General features: G+C 69.5%; 16 protein-coding genes. 14 read left to right on the top strand and 2 right to left on the bottom strand.

What is annotated here, in order from left to right; genetic code table 11:
• Positions 1-27: 27 nt before the first annotated feature.
• Complete coding sequence (locus EJ357_RS08330) at positions 28-1,257, bottom strand: DUF349 domain-containing protein (RefSeq protein WP_126390150.1); 1,230 nt, start codon at positions 1,255-1,257, stop codon at positions 28-30.
• 135 nt (positions 1,258-1,392) lie between these two features.
• Positions 1,393-2,238, bottom strand: a complete 846-nt coding sequence (locus tag EJ357_RS08325) for a peptidylprolyl isomerase (RefSeq protein WP_126390148.1) — start codon at positions 2,236-2,238, stop codon at positions 1,393-1,395.
• A gap of 180 nt (positions 2,239-2,418) precedes the next feature.
• Between EJ357_RS08325 and EJ357_RS08320 the strand changes: the two genes are divergently transcribed.
• The 14 genes from EJ357_RS08320 (at position 2,419) to aroB (ending at position 17,516) form a co-directional block, all read left to right on the top strand.
• Entirely contained in the window at positions 2,419-3,126 is a 708-nt protein-coding gene (locus EJ357_RS08320) for an MBL fold metallo-hydrolase (protein ID WP_126390146.1), read from the top strand.
• An 11-nt stretch (positions 3,127-3,137) separates the two neighbouring features.
• Positions 3,138-4,400 (top strand): histidine--tRNA ligase, encoded by a 1,263-nt coding sequence (hisS, locus tag EJ357_RS08315; protein WP_126390145.1) that lies wholly within the window; start codon positions 3,138-3,140, stop codon positions 4,398-4,400.
• A 186-nt stretch (positions 4,401-4,586) separates the two neighbouring features.
• Positions 4,587-5,243 (top strand): vitamin K epoxide reductase family protein, encoded by a 657-nt coding sequence (locus EJ357_RS08310; RefSeq protein WP_126390143.1) that lies wholly within the window; start codon positions 4,587-4,589, stop codon positions 5,241-5,243.
• Positions 5,244-5,288: 45 nt separating this feature from the next.
• The gene (locus EJ357_RS08305) at positions 5,289-6,644 is read left to right on the top strand and encodes a replication-associated recombination protein A (protein ID WP_126390141.1); all 1,356 of its coding nucleotides are present in this window, start codon (positions 5,289-5,291) and stop codon (positions 6,642-6,644) included.
• A gap of 302 nt (positions 6,645-6,946) precedes the next feature.
• Positions 6,947-7,561, top strand: a complete 615-nt coding sequence (gene rpsD, locus EJ357_RS08300) for a 30S ribosomal protein S4 (protein ID WP_030053239.1) — start codon at positions 6,947-6,949, stop codon at positions 7,559-7,561.
• A 205-nt stretch (positions 7,562-7,766) separates the two neighbouring features.
• Positions 7,767-8,225 (top strand): DUF948 domain-containing protein, encoded by a 459-nt coding sequence (locus EJ357_RS08295; protein ID WP_126390139.1) that lies wholly within the window; start codon positions 7,767-7,769, stop codon positions 8,223-8,225.
• Positions 8,226-8,233: 8 nt separating this feature from the next.
• Complete coding sequence (locus EJ357_RS08290; RefSeq protein WP_126390137.1) at positions 8,234-8,584, top strand: hypothetical protein; 351 nt, start codon at positions 8,234-8,236, stop codon at positions 8,582-8,584.
• A complete protein-coding gene (gene alaS, locus EJ357_RS08285) occupies positions 8,584-11,256 on the top strand; it encodes an alanine--tRNA ligase (RefSeq protein ID WP_126390135.1) in 2,673 nt (890 codons plus the stop codon). The genes EJ357_RS08290 and alaS overlap by 1 nt, the downstream gene beginning before the upstream one ends.
• A gap of 35 nt (positions 11,257-11,291) precedes the next feature.
• Positions 11,292-11,756 (top strand): Holliday junction resolvase RuvX, encoded by a 465-nt coding sequence (ruvX, locus tag EJ357_RS08280; RefSeq protein WP_126399301.1) that lies wholly within the window; start codon positions 11,292-11,294, stop codon positions 11,754-11,756.
• A gap of 124 nt (positions 11,757-11,880) precedes the next feature.
• Entirely contained in the window at positions 11,881-13,632 is a 1,752-nt protein-coding gene (mltG, locus tag EJ357_RS08270; protein ID WP_126390133.1) for an endolytic transglycosylase MltG, read from the top strand.
• Positions 13,613-14,452, top strand: coding sequence for a shikimate dehydrogenase (locus EJ357_RS08265; protein ID WP_126390131.1), 840 nt, complete (start codon positions 13,613-13,615; stop codon positions 14,450-14,452). The genes mltG and EJ357_RS08265 overlap by 20 nt, the downstream gene beginning before the upstream one ends.
• A gap of 276 nt (positions 14,453-14,728) precedes the next feature.
• Positions 14,729-15,913, top strand: coding sequence for a chorismate synthase (gene aroC, locus EJ357_RS08260; protein ID WP_126390130.1), 1,185 nt, complete (start codon positions 14,729-14,731; stop codon positions 15,911-15,913).
• Positions 15,910-16,428, top strand: coding sequence for a shikimate kinase (locus EJ357_RS08255; protein ID WP_126390128.1), 519 nt, complete (start codon positions 15,910-15,912; stop codon positions 16,426-16,428). Before aroC ends, EJ357_RS08255 begins: the two co-directional genes overlap by 4 nt.
• On the top strand, positions 16,425-17,516 hold the full coding sequence (aroB, locus tag EJ357_RS08250) for a 3-dehydroquinate synthase (protein WP_126390126.1): 1,092 nt from the start codon (positions 16,425-16,427) through the stop codon (positions 17,514-17,516). The genes EJ357_RS08255 and aroB overlap by 4 nt, the downstream gene beginning before the upstream one ends.
• The last annotated feature ends 65 nt before the right edge of the window (positions 17,517-17,581 follow it).

Raw genomic sequence — 17,581 nt, 5'->3', positions numbered from 1 at the left:
GGCGTCAGCCGCCGACCGCAGTAGGCGTCAGCCGCCGAACTCCTGCAGGCCCTTCAGCGCCTGGTCCAGCAGCGCCTGCCGGCCCTCCAGCTCCCTCTCGAGCTTGTCGGCCCTGGCGTTGTTGCCCTGGGCGCGCGCCTGCTCGATCTGGCCCTTCAGCTTGTCCACGGCGGCCTGGAGCTGACCGGTCAGCCCCTCGGCACGCGCGCGTGCCTCCGGGTTGGTCCGGCGCCACTCGGTCTCCTCGGCCTCCTGGATCGCGCGCTCGACGGCGTGCATCCGGCCCTCGACCTTCGGGCGGGCGTCGCGCGGCACGTGGCCGATGGCCTCCCAGCGCTCGTTGATCGAGCGGAAGGCGGCACGCGTGGCCTTCAGGTCGCCGATCGGCAGGAGCTTCTCGGCCTCCTCGGCCAGCTCCTCCTTCAGCTTCAGGTTCTCGCCCTGCTCGGCGTCCCGCTCGGCGAAGACCGAGCTGCGGGCGGCGAAGAAGATGTCCTGGGCGCCGCGGAAGCGGTTCCACAGGTCGTCCTCGTGCTCGCGCTGGGCGCGGCCGGCCGCCTTCCACTCCGCCATCAGCTCGCGGTAGCGGGCCGCCGTCGGACCCCAGTCGGTCGAACCGGACAACGACTCGGCGTCGGCGACCAGCCGCTCCTTGGTCTTGCGGGCCTCCTCGCGCTGCGCGTCCAGCTGCGCGAAGTGCGCCTTGCGGCGCTTGGAGAACGCCGAGCGGGCGTGCGAGAAGCGGTGCCACAGCTCGTCGTCCGACTTGCGGTCCAGCCGCGGCAGGCCCTTCCAGGTGTCCACCAGGGCCCGCAGCCGCTCACCCGCGGCCCGCCACTGGTCGGACTGGGCCAGTTCCTCCGCCTCGGTGACCAGGGCCTCCTTGGCGTGCCGGGCCTCGTCCGACTGCTTCGCCCGCTGCTGCTTGCGCTCCTCGCGGCGCTTGCCGACGGTCTCGACCAGCTTGTCCAGGCGGATCCGCAGGGCGTCCAGGTCACCGACCACGTGGTGGGCGTCGACCTGCTCACGGATGTGGTCGATCGCGGTCTGAGCGTCCTTGGCCGACAGGTCGGTGGTCTTCACTCGCTTCTCGAGGAGGCCGATTTCGACGACCAGGCCCTCGTACTTGCGCTCGAAGTAGGCCAACGCCTCCTCAGGGGAGCCGGCCTGCCAGGAACCGACGACCTGCTCGCCGTCGGCCGTACGCACGTACACGGTCCCCGTCTCGTCGACGCGGCCCCACGGGTCGCTGCTCACAGCGCCTCCTCCACATGATGCCTGCGTGGGGCTTGTGTTCCCCCGGGCATCGTCCACAGTTTCGTCACGGCCAACATAGGCGACCGGCGGGTTGCCTGTCCGCATCCCGCGCGACCGAAATTTCGCAGTTGGGGGTCAGGATTTGGTGACTGTCGCCTTGTTGATGACGACCGTCGCGTTGGGGGCGGTGTTCCCCGTCGTGGGGTCCGCGGCCTGGGCTCCTGCCTCGGCGATCTTCTTCAGGACCTTCATACCGGCCTCGGACACAGTGCCGAACGGTGTGTAGTCGGCCGGCAGCTGACTGTCCTGGTAGACGAGGAAGAACTGACTGCCCCCGGTGTTGCGGCCTTCCTTCGTCTGCGCGTTGTACTGGTTGGCCATCGCGACCGTACCGGCCGGGTAGACACCGCCCTTGAGGCTCGTGTCCTTGAGGTTCTCGTCGGGGATCGTGTACCCGGGGCCGCCCATGCCGGTGCCCTGCGGGTCACCGCACTGCAGCACGTAGATGCCGCTGGGGACGAGCCGGTGGCACTTGCTGTGGTCGAAGTAGCCCTTGCCGGCGAGGAAGGCGAACGAGTTCACGGTGTGCGGCGCGGCCGACGCCTTGAGCGCGATGTCTATGTCACCGCACGTCGTCGCGAGCTTCATCGTGTACTTCGCCGACTTGTCGATGGTCAGCTCCGGCTCCTTCTTCCAGGTCGCCGTCTTGACCTTGCCCGCGGCGGGCTTCTCGCACGGGTCCGGGGCCTTGCTGGGCGCGCTCGGAGTGGCCTCCGCGTTCACGTTGCTCTTGCTGTCGTCGTCGCCTTTGAGGACATCGGTCGTGTACAGCGCGAGGCTGCCGATGATGATCACCGCGAGGGCTGACGCGATCGCCGCGTTGCGCGTGCGTGTCTTGCGCCGGGCGACCGTGCGCCGCTGCTGCTGTCGCAAGAACTTCTCCCGGGCGAGCTGACGCCGCCGCTGTTCCTGGCTGACCACCGGGTTCTCTCCTCATGCGTCGTGTGTGTCGACCGGTACGCGTGCGTCCATTGAGCCGATCGCCTGCGTGTGCCCCGTACCGTATATGGGTTCGCTGAGGAATCGGCAGCGCCGGTAGGCTCTGACGACGGGCGGAGCCCGCCGACAAACCACCTGTGTCGACACAAACGAAGGACGATCGTGCTCATTGCCGGGTTCCCCGCCGGGGCCTGGGGGACGAACTGTTATCTCGTCGCCCCCGCCGCCGGTGAGGAGTGCGTGATCATCGACCCGGGCCACGAAGCGGCCCCCGGCGTCGAGGAAGCGCTGAAGAAGCATCGGCTCAAGCCCGTCGCCGTCGTCCTCACCCACGGCCACCTCGACCACGTCGCCTCGGTCGTCCCGGTGTGCGGCGCGCACGACGTACCGGCCTGGATCCACCCCGAGGACCGGTACATGATGAGCGACCCCGAGAAGGCGCTCGGCCGTTCCATCGGCATGCAGCTGATGGGCGAGCTGACCATCGGGGAGCCGGACGACGTCAAGGAGCTGACCGACGGCGCCAAGCTGGAGCTGGCCGGTCTGGAGCTGACCGTCGCGCACGCGCCGGGCCATACCAAGGGGTCGGTGACCTTCGGCCTGCCCGAGGCGGCGGACATCCCGCCGGTCTTCTTCTCGGGCGACCTGCTGTTCGCCGGCTCCATCGGACGCACCGACCTGCCCGGCGGCGACATGGCCGAGATGCTCGACTCGCTGGCCCGCGTGTGCCTGCCGCTCGACGACTCGACCGTGGTGCTGTCCGGCCACGGCCCCCAGACGACCATCGGCCAGGAGCGCGCCACCAACCCCTATCTGCGGCAGGTGGCCGCCGGCCTGGGAGCCCAGGAAGCTCCCCGACGAGGAATGTGACGAGACCTTCCGTGAGCACCTTCAAGGCCCCCAAGGGCACGTACGACCTGATCCCGCCGGACTCCGCCACCTACCTGGCCGTCCGTGAGGCGATCGCCGCCCCCCTGCGCAACTCCGGCTACGGCTACATCGAGACGCCCGGCTTCGAGAGCGTCGAACTGTTCGCGCGCGGCGTCGGCGAGTCCACCGACATCGTGACCAAGGAGATGTACGCCTTCGAGACCAAGGGCGGCGACAGGCTCGCCCTGCGCCCCGAGGGCACGGCCTCGGTCCTGCGCGCGGCGCTGGAGGCCAACCTGCACAAGGTCGGCAACCTCCCGGTCAAGCTCTGGTACTCCGGCTCCTACTACCGCTACGAGCGCCCCCAGAAGGGCCGTTACCGGCACTTCTCCCAGGTCGGCGCCGAGGCGATCGGCGCCGAGGACCCGGCACTGGACGCCGAGTTGATCATCCTGGCCGACCAGGCGTACCGCTCGCTGGGCCTGCGCAACTTCCGGATCCTGCTCAACAGCCTGGGCGACAAGGAGTGCCGTCCGGTCTACCGGGCGGCCCTGCAGGACTTCCTGCGCGCCCTGGACCTGGACGAGGACACGCGCCGCCGCGTCGACATCAACCCGCTGCGGGTGCTGGACGACAAGCGTGAGGCGGTCCAGAAGCAGCTCACCGGCGCTCCGCTCCTGCGCGACTACCTCTGCGACGCCTGCAAGGCGTACCACGAGGAGGTCCGCGAGCTGATCACGGCGGCGGGCGTCTCCTTCGAGGACGACCCGAAGCTCGTGCGCGGCCTGGACTACTACACGCGCACGACCTTCGAGTTCGTCCACGACGGTCTGGGCTCCCAGTCCGCGGTGGGCGGCGGCGGCCGTTACGACGGGCTGTCCGAGATGATCGGCGGCCCCGCGCTGCCGTCCGTCGGCTGGGCCCTGGGCGTCGACCGTACGGTGCTCGCCCTGGAGGCGGAGGGCGTCGAGCTCCAACTCCCCTCGTCCACCAGCGTGTTCGCGGTGCCGCTCGGCGAGGAGGCGCGCCGGGTGCTGTTCGCCAAGGTCACCGAGCTGCGCAAGGTCGGTATCGCCGCGGACTTCTCCTACGGCGCCAAGGGCCTCAAGGGCGCCATGAAGAACGCCAACCGCAGCGGTGCCCGCTACACGATCGTCGCCGGCGAACGCGACCTCGCCGAAGGCGTCGTCCAGCTCAAGGACATGGAGTCCGGCGAGCAGGCGGCCGTCGGCGTCAACGAGATCGTGGCGGAGCTGGAAGCTCGTCTGGGCTGATCGTGCGGGGCGGGGACCGCGTGGTCCCCGCCCTTGTCAGCCGTCCCGCCCGGTGTCCTGAACCGCACGCCTTCACTCTCTCGTACGCCTTTCCTTATCCCCAGCGAACGGTGGGCGAGGGCCTGTGTACGGCACAATGTGCCGTGTCCGGAGAAGGTCCAACTCTCAAGTGACGGAATCGGCGTGATGAGCAAGACGACAGTCAAAGACGTCTCCACCGAACCCGAGCCGGAGCGCGCCGAGGCGCCGCCGCAACTGCTGGGCGGCAGTCGTGCGTTCGCCTTGCTGCTGGTGATCACCGGCGCCGCCGGACTGCTCGCCGCGTGGGTCATCACGATCGACAAGTTCAAGATCCTCGAGGCCAAGGTCGAGGGGAAGACCTTCACTCCCGGCTGCAGCCTCAACCCGATCGTCTCCTGCGGCAGCATCATGGAGAGCAAGCAGGCGGCCGTCTTCGGGTTCCCGAACCCCATGCTCGGCCTCGTCTGCTACGGCATGGTCGTCTGCGTCGGCATGAGCCTGCTCGCCCGCGCCCGCTTCCCGCGCTGGTACTGGCTGACCTTCAACGTCGGCACCCTGTTCGGCGTCGTCTTCTGCACCTGGCTGATGTATCAGTCGCTGTACAACATCAACGCACTGTGCCTGTGGTGCTCGCTGGCCTGGGCCGCGACGATCACCATGTTCTGGTACGTGACCTCCTTCAACATCCGCAACGGCTTCCTGCCCGCCCCGCGCCCGCTGAAGAACTTCTTCGCCGAGTTCACCTGGGTGCTTCCGGTGACGCACTGCGGCGTCATCGGCATGCTGATCCTGACCCGCTGGGGCAGCCAGCTCTGGGCCTGACCCGCTCCGGCCTCGATGTCAGTGCGGTGATTTAGGGTTTCCCACGTGGAGCCCGACCTGTTCACCGCCGCCGCAGAAGAACGCCAGGAGAAGGACCCCGCCGGGAGTCCTCTGGCCGTGCGCATGCGCCCGCGCACCTTGGACGAGGTGGTGGGCCAGCAGCACCTGCTGAAGCCGGGCTCGCCCCTGCGCAGATTGGTCGGGGAATCCGGCGGCGGCCCCGCCGGGCCCTCCTCGGTGATCCTGTGGGGCCCGCCCGGCACCGGCAAGACCACCCTGGCCTACGTCGTCTCCAAGGCGACCAACAAGCGCTTCGTCGAGCTGTCCGCCATCACCGCCGGGGTGAAGGAGGTCCGCGCGGTCATCGACGGCGCGCGCCGCGCCACCGGCGGCTTCGGCAAGGAGACCGTCCTCTTCCTCGACGAGATCCACCGCTTCAGCAAGGCCCAGCAGGACTCCCTCCTCCCGGCCGTCGAGAACCGCTGGGTGACTTTGATCGCGGCGACCACCGAGAACCCGTACTTCTCGGTCATCTCCCCCCTGCTGTCCCGCTCCCTGCTCCTCACCCTCGAACCCCTCACCGACGACGACCTGCGCGGCCTCCTCAAGCGCGCGCTCACCGACGAGCGAGGCCTCAAGAGCGCCGTCACCCTCCCCGAGGACACCGAGGCCCACCTGCTGCGCATCGCCGGCGGCGACGCCCGCCGGGCCCTGACCGCCCTGGAGGCGGCCGCCGGGGCAGCGCTCGACAAGGGCGAGACGGAGGTCGGTCTGCAGACGCTGGAGGAGACCGTCGACCGAGCGGCCGTGAAGTACGACCGCGACGGCGACCAGCACTACGACGTGGCCAGCGCCCTCATCAAGTCGATCCGCGGTTCCGACGTCGACGCCGCCCTGCACTACCTGGCCCGGATGATCGAGGCCGGCGAGGACCCCCGCTTCATCGCCCGCCGCCTGATGATCTCCGCCAGCGAGGACATCGGCCTCGCCGATCCGAACGCCCTGCCGATCGCCGTCGCCGCAGCCCAGGCCGTCGCCATGATCGGCTTCCCCGAAGCCGCCCTCACCCTCAGCCACGCCACCATCGCCCTCGCGCTGGCCCCCAAGTCCAACGCCGCGACGACCGCGATCGGCGCCGCCCTGGAGGACGTACGCAAGGGACTGGCGGGCCCTGTTCCGCCGCACCTGCGCGACGGGCACTACAAGGGCGCCGCCAAGCTCGGGCACGCGCAGGGGTATGTGTATCCGCACGACCTGGCCGAGGGCATCGCCGAGCAGCAGTACGCACCGGACGCGATCAAGGACCGCGAGTACTACGAGCCCACCCGCCACGGCGCCGAGGCGCGGTACGCGGACGCCGTCGAGTGGACCAGGAAGCACCTCGGTCGCAGGCGGTCCTGAGCAGCCTGTAGAATCGCCCGCAGTGCTGAGTCCCGTGTCCGACTCCGGTCGGCGCCTCAGGCGGGACAACCAGCCGGATCTGTTGATCCAGGAGCGTCGCGCACCGTCGTAGGTGTCGCGGGCAGCCCACCACCACCCGTAGTTCCGGGACCGGTCGGTGGGCCGTTCGTGTGCTGCACGTATGTGCCCAGACCAGGGGAGCGGCTGCCTGGCACGTCCCTCGTGGACCTGTCGGGAATTCCCCGGCTGCGGATGCGACCTCCCGTAACCCTGAGGCAGCCGAAACAGGAAAAGGAAAAGAAGTGGCGAACCAGTCCCGCCCCAAGGTCAAGAAGTCGCGTGCCCTCGGCATCGCGCTGACCCCGAAGGCCGTCAAGTACTTCGAGGCCCGTCCCTACCCGCCGGGTGAGCACGGCCGTGGCCGCAAGCAGAACTCGGACTACAAGGTCCGTCTGCTGGAGAAGCAGCGTCTGCGTGCGCAGTACGACGTGTCCGAGCGTCAGCTCGTCCGCGCCTACGAGCGTGCCTCCAAGGTTCAGGGCAAGACCGGCGAGGCCCTGATCATCGAGCTCGAGCGTCGTCTCGACGCCCTGGTCCTGCGTTCGGGCATCGCCCGCACCATCTACCAGGCCCGTCAGATGGTCGTTCACGGCCACATCGAGGTCAACGGCGGCAAGGTCGACAAGCCGTCGTTCCGCGTCCGTCCCGACGACGTCGTGATGGTCCGCGAGCGCAGCCGCGAGAAGACCCTCTTCTCCATCGCCCGCGAGGGTGGCTTCGCCCCCGAGGGTGAGACCCCGCGCTACCTCCAGGTGAACCTCAAGGCCCTGGCGTTCCGCCTGGACCGTGAGCCGAACCGCAAGGAGATCCCGGTGATCTGCGACGAGCAGCTCGTCGTCGAGTACTACGCCCGTTGATCCTTCAGCGGTCGTAGGACATCTGCGCCTGAGCCCGCCGTCTCCCCGCCCTTCCGGGTGGGGGAGGCGGCGGGCTTTCGCTTGGCCGCGGCAACTCGGCTCGGTGCGCGCGGTAATCCGGTGCGGAGCGGCATCCCGGGCGCGATAGGCTCGGTGCACGACTTTTTCGATGTAGACCGATGTTGAGGCACGTTTCAGGGAGCGGGTGCACACAGTGTCCGGTGGAGAGGTTGCCGGGATCCTGGTGGCCGTCTTCTGGGCGATCCTGGTCTCCTTCCTCGCCGTCGCGCTGGCGAGGCTGGCCCAGACGCTCAAGGCGACGACCAAGCTCGTCGCGGATGTGACCGACCAGGCCGTCCCGCTCCTGGCAGAGGCCTCCACGGCGGTGCGCTCCGCGCAGACCCAGATCGACCGGGTCGACGCGATCGCCTCCGACGTCCAGGAGGTCACCTCCAACGCCTCCGCCCTGTCGACCACCGTCGCGTCCACCTTCGGCGGCCCCCTGGTCAAGGTCGCGGCCTTCGGCTACGGCGTGCGCCGGGCCCTCGGCGGCGGCCGCAAGGAAGACGCGCCCGTCAAGGAGTCCCGGCGTACCGTGATCGTGGGCCGCACGGTTCCGGCCGCGCGACGGGACAAGCGAAACCTCCGCGGAAAGAGGGACTGAGACCCAGCATGTTCCGCCGTACGTTCTGGTTCACCACGGGCGTCGCCGCCGGTGTGTGGGCCACCACCAAGGTCAACCGGAAGCTGAAGCAGCTGACCCCCGAGAGCCTCGCCGCGACCGCGGCGAACAAGGCGATCGAGGCCGGTCACCGGCTCAAGGACCGCGCGGTGGGCTTCGCGCTCGACGTCCGCGACAACATGGCCCAGCGGGAGGAGGAACTGGGCGACGCGCTCGGGCTCAACGCCTCCGTCGACCACGAACTCCCCGCACCCCGGCGGTACGCCGCCATCGAGAACCGCAACAACCCGAAGTACGTCGACAGGACGACGTACTCGTACAACCGAAACGAGGACCACTGATGGAGTCGGCTGAGATCCGCCGCCGCTGGCTGAGCTTCTTCGAGGAGCGCGGGCACACCGTCGTCCCTTCGGCGTCGCTCATCGCGGACGACCCGACTCTGCTCCTCGTCCCGGCCGGCATGGTGCCCTTCAAGCCCTACTTCCTGGGTGAGGTCAAGCCGCCCTACGCCCGCGCCACGAGCGTCCAGAAGTGCGTGCGCACACCGGACATCGAAGAGGTCGGCAAGACCACGCGGCACGGCACGTTCTTCCAGATGTGCGGCAACTTCTCCTTCGGCGACTACTTCAAGGAAGGCGCCATCAAGTACGCCTGGGAGCTGCTCACCAGCCCCCAGGACAAGGGTGGTTACGGCCTGGAGCCGGAGAAGCTCTGGATCACCGTCTACAAGGACGACGACGAGGCCGAGCGCATCTGGCACGAGGTCGTCGGCGTGCCGAAGGAGCGCATCCAGCGCCTCGGCATGAAGGACAACTACTGGTCCATGGGCGTCCCGGGTCCGTGTGGCCCCTGTTCCGAGATCAACTACGACCGCGGCCCCGAGTTCGGCGTCGAGGGCGGCCCCGCCGTCAACGACGAGCGGTACGTGGAGATCTGGAACCTCGTCTTCATGCAGTACGAGCGCGGCCAGGGCACCGGCAAGGACAACTTCGAGATCCTCGGCGAACTGCCCAGCAAGAACATCGACACGGGCCTCGGCCTGGAGCGACTCGCCATGATTCTGCAGGGCGTGCAGAACATGTACGAGATCGACACCTCCATGGCCGTCATCAAGAAGGCCACCGAGCTGACGGGTGTCGCGTACGGCGACGCCCACGCCTCCGATGTCTCCCTGCGCGTGGTCACCGACCACATGCGTACGGCCACCATGCTCATCGGCGACGGCGTCACCCCCGGCAACGAGGGCCGCGGCTACGTCCTGCGCCGCATCATGCGCCGCGCCATCCGCAACATGCGTCTGCTGGGCGCCACCGGTCCGGTCGTCAAGGACCTGATCGACGTCGTCATCGGCATGATGGGCCAGCAGTACCCCGAGCTCGTCACCGACCGCGAGCGCATCGAGAAGGTCGCCCTCGCCGAGGAGAACGCCTTCCTCAAGACGCTGAAGGCCGGCACCAACATCCTCGACACGGCCGTCTCCGACACCAAGGCCGCGGGCTCCACCGTTCTGGCCGGCGACAAGGCCTTCCTGCTCCACGACACCTGGGGCTTCCCGATCGACCTCACCCTGGAGATGGCCGCCGAGCAGGGCCTTTCCGTGGACGAGGACGGCTTCCGCCGCCTGATGAAGGAGCAGCGGGAGCGCGCCAAGGCCGACGCCCAGGCCAAGAAGACCGGCCACGCCGGCGCCGGCGCCTACCGGGAGATCGCCGACAAGGTCGGCGAGACCGACTTCATCGGTTACTCGGACACCGAGGGCGAGTCCACCATCGTCGGCATCCTCGTCGACGGTGCCTCCTCCCCGGCGGCCACCGAGGGCGACGAGGTCGAGATCGTCCTCGACCGCACCCCGTTCTACGCCGAGGGCGGCGGCCAGATCGGCGACACCGGCCGCATCAAGGTCGACACCGGTGCCGTCATCGAGATCCGCGACTGCCAGAAGCCGGTCCCTGGCGTGTACGTCCACAAGGGCGTCGTCCAGGTCGGCGAGGTCACCGTCGGCGCCAAGGCCCACGCCTCGATCGACGCCCGCCGCCGCACGGCCATCGCCCGCGCCCACTCGGCCACCCACCTCACCCACCAGGCCCTGCGCGACGCGCTCGGCCCGACGGCCGCCCAGGCCGGTTCGGAGAACCAGCCGGGCCGCTTCCGCTTCGACTTCGGTTCGCCGTCCGCCGTGCCGACGGCCGTGATGACCGACGTCGAGCAGAAGATCAACGAGGTTCTCGCCCGTGATCTCGACGTCCGGGCTGACGTCATGGGCATCGACGAGGCCAAGAAGCAGGGCGCCATCGCCGAGTTCGGCGAGAAGTACGGCGAGCGCGTGCGCGTCGTGACGATCGGCGACTTCTCCAAGGAGCTGTGCGGCGGCACGCACGTGCACAACACCTCCCAGCTCGGCCTGGTCAAGCTGCTCGGCGAGTCGTCGATCGGCTCCGGGGTGCGCCGTATCGAGGCCCTCGTCGGCGTGGACGCCTACAACTTCCTCGCCCGTGAGCACACGGTCGTCGCCCAGCTCCAGGAGCTGATCAAGGGCCGCCCGGAGGAACTGCCGGAGAAGGTGTCCGCGATGCTCGGCAAGCTGAAGGACGCCGAGAAGGAGATCGAGAAGTTCCGCGCCGAGAAGGTGCTCCAGGCCGCCGCCGGTCTCGCCGAGTCCGCCAAGGACGTCCACGGCATCGCCGTCGTCACCGGTCAGGTCCCGGACGGCACCACGGCGGACGACCTGCGCAAGCTGGTCCTCGACGTGCGCGGCCGCATCCAGGGCGGCCGGGCCGCCGTGGTGGCCCTGTTCACCGTCAACAACGGCAAGCCGCTCACGGTCATCGCCACCAACGAGGCCGCCCGCGAGCGCGGTCTCAAGGCCGGTGACCTGGTGCGTACGGCGGCCAAGACCCTCGGTGGCGGCGGTGGCGGCAAGCCGGACGTCGCCCAGGGCGGCGGCCAGAACCCGGCCGCCGTCGGCGAGGCCGTCGACGCGGTCGAGCGGCTCGTGGCGGAAACGGCCAAGTGAGCGACGACGCACTCGCCAGTGGTGACGGCCGGGGCATGCGCCGCGGCCGTCGTCTGGCGATCGACGTCGGCGACGCCCGTATCGGCGTCGCCTCGTGCGACCCCGACGGGATCCTCGCCACACCGGTGGAGACGGTCCCGGGCCGGGACATCCCCGCAGCTCACCGTCGCCTCAAGCAACTCGTCGAGGAGTACGAGCCGATCGAGGTCGTCGTCGGTCTGCCCCGCTCCCTCAAGGGCGGCGAGGGCCCGGCCGCGGTGAAGGTCAGGGGCTTCGCCCAGGAACTGGCACGCATGATCGCGCCCGTTCCGGTCAGGCTCGTGGACGAGCGGATGACCACCGTGACGGCCAGTCAGGGACTGCGCGCCTCGGGCGTGAAGTCGAAGAAGGGCCGGTCGGTGATCGACCAGGCGGCCGCTGTGATCATCCTGCAGCAGGCGCTCGAATCCGAACGGGTGTCAGGTAAAGCACCGGGCGAGAGCGTCGAAGTGGTTATCTGATCGCGATACGGTAACGTTCCGCGCGATGCGCCGGTGTTCGAACAGCCGGGGCACACAGAGAGGCGGGACGGGAGCCGGATCTTCAACAGCCGCGTGACCGCCGCCTCGCGGCTCTAGGGGATCGATGACTGAGTATGGCCGGGGCCCAGGCTCCGAACCGTGGCATCCCGAGGACCCGTTGTTCGGGGACGGCGGATGGGAAGGGCAGCAGGCTCACACGGGTCGGCAAGCTGCCTACGGCGGCCAGCCGCAGCACTATCCGGAGCAGCAGCCGCAGCAGCCCCAGCACTACGGGGACTGGGGCAACGGCCAGCAGGCCGCATACGGTCAGGCGCAACAGCAGTACCCCCAGCAGGGCCAGGGACAGCAGCAGTACCAGCAGCAGGGTCAGGGGCAGCAGTACCAGCAGCAGGGCCAGGGACAGCAGTACCAGCAGCAGTACGACCAGCAGCACTACGCGGGCCAGGGGCAGCAGCCGTACGACAACAACGGCTGGGCGACCGGCACCCACCACCAGGTTCAGTACCCCGACCCGGCGGACCCCTACGGGCAGCAGGCCGCTGCCTACGGCGGTCAGCAGCCCGACTACTACGGAACCCCCGAGGCGTACCCTCCGCCGGAGCCGCCGAGTCGGCGGCAGGCCGAGCCCGAGCCGCCTCAGACCGACTGGGATCCGGGACCTGACCAGGGCGAACACGCGTTCTTCGCCGGTGGCGACGATGACGACGACTCCGACGACGAGTCGGGCGACGGCCGAGGGCGCGGTGACCGGCGGGGCCGGGGCGGTAAGCCGAAGAAGCGCCGCAGCGGGTTCGCCTGTCTGGTGGTCGTGCTGATCTTCGGTGGAGGCGTGGCCGGAGTCGGATATTTCGGGTACCAGTTCTACCAGGATCGTTTCGGCGCCGCCCCGGACTACGCGGGTGAGGGCACGAGCCAGACGGTGACTGTCGAGATCCCCAAGGGTGCGTTGGGATCCGAGATCGGTCAGCTGCTGAAGACCGCCGATGTGGTGAAGAGCGTGGACGCCTTCGTCGTCGCGCAGCAGGACAACCCCGACGGAGGAAAGATCCAGGCGGGCGCCTATCTGCTGCAGAAGAAGATGTCCGCCGCGAGTGCCGTCGCGATGATGCTCGACCCCAAGAGCCAGAACAATGTTCTGGTCAGGCCGGGCGAGCGGAATCTTGCTGTCTACAAGGCGATCGACAAACAGCTCGAATTGTCGTCCGGGACCACCGAGAAGGTCGCCGAGGAGAAATACAAGACCCTCGGACTTCCGAGCTGGGCGAACGACAACAGCGAAATCAAGGACCCGCTGGAGGGTTTCCTCTACCCGGGCACCTATCCCGCCGCAAAGGGCATGAAGCCCGAAGCGGTGCTGAAGGAGATGGTGACCCAGGCCGCGAGCAAGTACGACGCGCTCAACCTGGAGGCCAAGGCCAAGGCGCTCAAGCTGGACAACCCGCTGCAGGTCATCACGGTCGCCAGCCTCGTCCAGGCGGAGGGCAAGACCAACGACGACTACCGCAAGATGGCGGAGGTGGTCTACAACCGCCTCGACCTCGCGAACCCCGAGACCTACGGTGCCCTTCAGTTCGACTCGACCTTCAATTACCTGAAGGGTCAGAGCAACATCGACATCGGCGAGTCGGAGATCAAGAGCAACCCGGACCCGTACAACACCTACTACCACAAGGGTCTGCCGCCCGGCCCGATCGGAAACCCGGGCGAGGGCGCGCTGAAGGGGACGCTCAATCCGACCGACCAGGGTTGGTACTACTTCGTGGCGACCGACGGCGTGAACAAGACAGAGTTCGCCAAGACCCACGACGATTTCCTGAAGCTCAAGGACAAGTTCAATGAGAGCAGGGGCAACTGACGCCCGCCGGGCGGCCGTCCTCGGTTCGCCCATCGCCCACTCCCTCTCCCCGGTGCTGCACCGCGCCGCGTACGAGGAACTGAAGCTCACGGACTGGTCGTACGACCGGTTCGAGATCGACGAGGCCGCCCTGCCCGGGTTCCTCGCGGAACTCGGACCGCAGTGGGCCGGGTTGTCGCTGACCATGCCGCTCAAGCGGGCCGTCATCCCGCTGCTCGACGAGATCAGCGAGACGGCGGCCTCGGTCGAGGCGGTCAACACGGTCGTCTTCACCGAGGACGGCCGCAGCGTCGGAGACAACACCGACATCCCCGGGATGGTCGCCGCGCTGCGGGAGCGCGGCATCGAACAGGTCGACTCGGCGGCCGTCCTCGGCGCGGGCGCCACGGCGTCCTCCGCGCTGGCCGCGCTCGCGCGGATCTGCACCGGTGAGGTCGTGGCGTACGTACGCAGCGAGGCACGCGGAGCCGAGATGCGGCAGTGGGGCGAGCGACTCGACATCGAGGTGCGCACGGCCGACTGGGCGGACGCCGACCGGGCACTGCGCGCGCCGCTGGTGATCGCGACCACCCCGGCCGGGACGACGGACGCCCTCGCCGCCGCCGTACCGGAGCGCCCCGCCACCCTCTTCGACGTGCTCTACGACCCCTGGCCCACCGCCCTCGCCGCCCGCTGGTCCATGTACGGCGGGGCCGTCGTGAGCGGGCTCGACCTGCTGGTGCACCAGGCGGTGCTCCAGGTGGAGCAGATGACCGGCCGGGTACCGGCGCCCCTGGAGGCCATGCGACAAGCGGGAGAGCGCGCTCTCGCGGCCCGCTAGCATCCGCTGGGTTCCGCAGGGGGCGGAGTCCGAGCGGCGGACCACCTTCGCTCGTACGCCCACGTCGGCGACGGGGCAACGGCCCCGCGTGATCCCTTCCGGCGCCCCGTGCCGTCCATCCGCCGTCCGTCTGGTGGACCGGCGGCCGGGCACCGGCCCCGGACGTGGGAGGATCGGAGGTGGCGGGCCGGGGCCGCGCACCTGGTCGCGCCGTCGACGTACGCGAGGACGCGCGTACGCAGGGCAGTACCAGGGCGCGAGCATCGAGGAGCACCGTTGAGCAGGTTGCGCTGGCTGACCGCGGGGGAGTCCCACGGCCCCGCACTCGTCGCGACGCTGGAGGGCCTTCCCGCCGGCGTGCCGATCACCACGGAGATGGTGGCGGACCACCTGGCCCGGCGCCGCCTCGGTTATGGACGCGGTGCGCGCATGAAGTTCGAGCGCGACGAGGTCACCTTCATCGGCGGCGTCCGGCACGGCCTCACCCTCGGTTCCCCGGTCGCGATCATGGTGGGCAACACCGAGTGGCCCAAGTGGGAGCAGGTCATGGCGGCCGACCCCATCGACCCGGAGATCCTCGCGGGCCTCGCCCGCAACGCGCCGCTGACCCGCCCGCGCCCCGGCCACGCCGACCTGGCCGGCATGCAGAAGTACGGCTTCGACGAGGCCCGGCCGATCCTGGAGCGTGCCTCCGCCCGTGAGACGGCGGCCCGGGTGGCGCTGGGCGCGGTGGCCCGGTCGTACATCAAGGAGACGGCCGGCATCGAGATCGTCAGCCACGTCGTGGAGCTGGCCGCCGCGAAGGCGCCGCAGGGCGTGTACCCGATGCCGGCCGACGTCGAGAAGCTGGACGCGGACCCCGTGCGCTGCCTGGACGCCGACGCGTCGAAGGCGATGGTCGCGGAGATCGACCAGGCGCACAAGGACGGCGACACCCTCGGTGGCGTGGTCGAGATCCTGGCGTACGGCGTCCCCGTCGGCCTGGGCTCGCACGTGCACTGGGACCGCAAGCTGGACGCCCGGCTCGCCGGTGCCCTCATGGGCATCCAGGCGATCAAGGGCGTCGAGATCGGCGACGGCTTCGAGCTGGCGCGGGTGCCCGGCTCCAAGGCGCACGACGAGATCGTGAACACGCCCGAGGGCATCCGCCGCGTCTCCGGCCGTTCCGGCGGCACCGAGGGCGGCCTGACCACCGGTGAGCTGCTGCGGGTCCGCGCCGCGATGAAGCCGATCGCGACCGTGCCGCGCGCCCTGCAGACGGTGGACGTGACGACCGGCGAGGCGACGCAGGCCCACCACCAGCGCTCCGACGTCTCCGCCGTCCCGGCCGCCGGCATTGTCGCCGAGGCCATGGTGGCGCTCGTCCTCGCGGACGCGGTGGCGGAGAAGTTCGGCGGCGACTCGGTGCCCGAGACCCGCCGCAACGTGCAGTCGTACCTCGACAACCTGGCCATCCGATGAGCGCAGCGCCTGTGGTGGTGCTGGTCGGGCCGATGGGCGTGGGCAAGTCCACGGTCGGTCAGCTGCTGGCCGAGCGGCTCGGCGTCGGCTACCGGGACACCGACGACGACATCGTGGCCGAGCAGGGCCGGACCATCGCGGAGATCTTCGTCGACGAGGGCGAGCCCGCGTTCAGGGCGATCGAGAAGCGGGCCGTCCACCGGGCACTCGCCACGTACGACGGTGTCCTCGCGCTGGGCGGCGGTTCGATCCTGGACGCGGACACGCGCGCGCTGCTCGCCGGACAGCGGGTCGTCTACCTCTCGATGGACGTCGAGGAGGCCGTCAAGCGCACCGGCCTGAACGCCGCCCGCCCCCTGCTCGCGATCAACCCGCGCAAGCAGTGGCGCGAGCTGATGGAGGCCCGTCGGCACCTGTACGAGGAGGTCGCCACGGCGGTCGTGGCCACCGACGGCCGTACCCCGGAAGAAGTGACCCAAGCCGCCCTGGACGCACTGGAGTTGAAGGACGCATGACCGAAGCAGTGACGCGCATCCAGGTCGGCGGCACCGCGGGAAGCGACCCGTACGAGGTTCTGGTGGGCCGTCAGCTCCTGAGCGAGCTGGGCGGGTTGATCGGTGCCAAGGCCCAGCGAGTCGCCGTCGTCCACCCGGAGGCGCTGGCCGAGACCGGTGAGGCGCTCCGCGCCGACCTGGCCGAGCAGGGCTACGAGGTGGTCGCCATCCAGGTGCCGAACGCCGAGGAGGCCAAGACCGCCGAGGTGGCCGCCTACTGCTGGAAGGCGCTCGGCCAGTCCGGCTTCACCCGCAGCGACGTCATCGTCGGCGTCGGCGGCGGCGCCACCACCGACCTGGCCGGGTTCGTGGCCGCGACCTGGCTGCGCGGGGTGCGCTGGATCGCGATCCCCACCACCGTGCTCGCCATGGTGGACGCGGCGGTCGGCGGCAAGACCGGCATCAACACCGCCGAGGGCAAGAACCTCGTCGGGTCCTTCCACCCGCCGGCCGGCGTGCTATGCGACCTGGCCGCGCTGGACTCCCTCCCGGTCAACGACTACGTGTCCGGACTCGCGGAGATCATCAAGGCCGGTTTCATCGCCGACCCGGCGATCCTGGAGCTGATCGAGGCCGACCCGCAGGCGGCGCGCACCCCGGCCGGCCCGCACACCGCCGAGCTGATCGAGCGGTCGATCCGGGTCAAGGCCGAGGTCGTCTCGTCGGACCTGAAGGAGTCGGGTCTGCGGGAGATCCTCAACTACGGCCACACCCTCGGCCACGCCATCGAGAAGAACGAGCGGTACAAGTGGCGGCACGGCGCGGCGGTCTCCGTCGGCATGCACTTCGCCGCCGAACTCGGCCGTCTCGCCGGGCGGTTGGACGACGCGACGGCGGACCGTCACCGCGCGATCCTCGAATCGGTGGGCCTGCCGCTGCACTACCGCTACGACCAGTGGCCCAAGCTGCTGGAGACCATGAAGGTCGACAAGAAGTCCCGCGGCAATCTGCTGCGCTTCATCGTCCTGGACGGCCTGGCCAAGCCGACCGTTCTGGAGGGCCCGGACCCGGCCGTCCTCCTCGCCGCGTACGGCGAAGTCGGCCAGTAAGTCCGGCGAACCACCCTTCCGTCCGATTCACCTGTGGCGATGGGCACTTCAGACCGCCTCCGGCC

The sequence above is a fragment of the Streptomyces cyaneochromogenes genome, assembly GCF_003963535.1.
GTDB classification, from domain to species: domain Bacteria; phylum Actinomycetota; class Actinomycetes; order Streptomycetales; family Streptomycetaceae; genus Streptomyces; species Streptomyces shaanxiensis.
The sequence above is the reverse complement of the archived record's forward strand: the minus strand, read 5'-3'. Positions and strand labels throughout refer to the sequence as shown.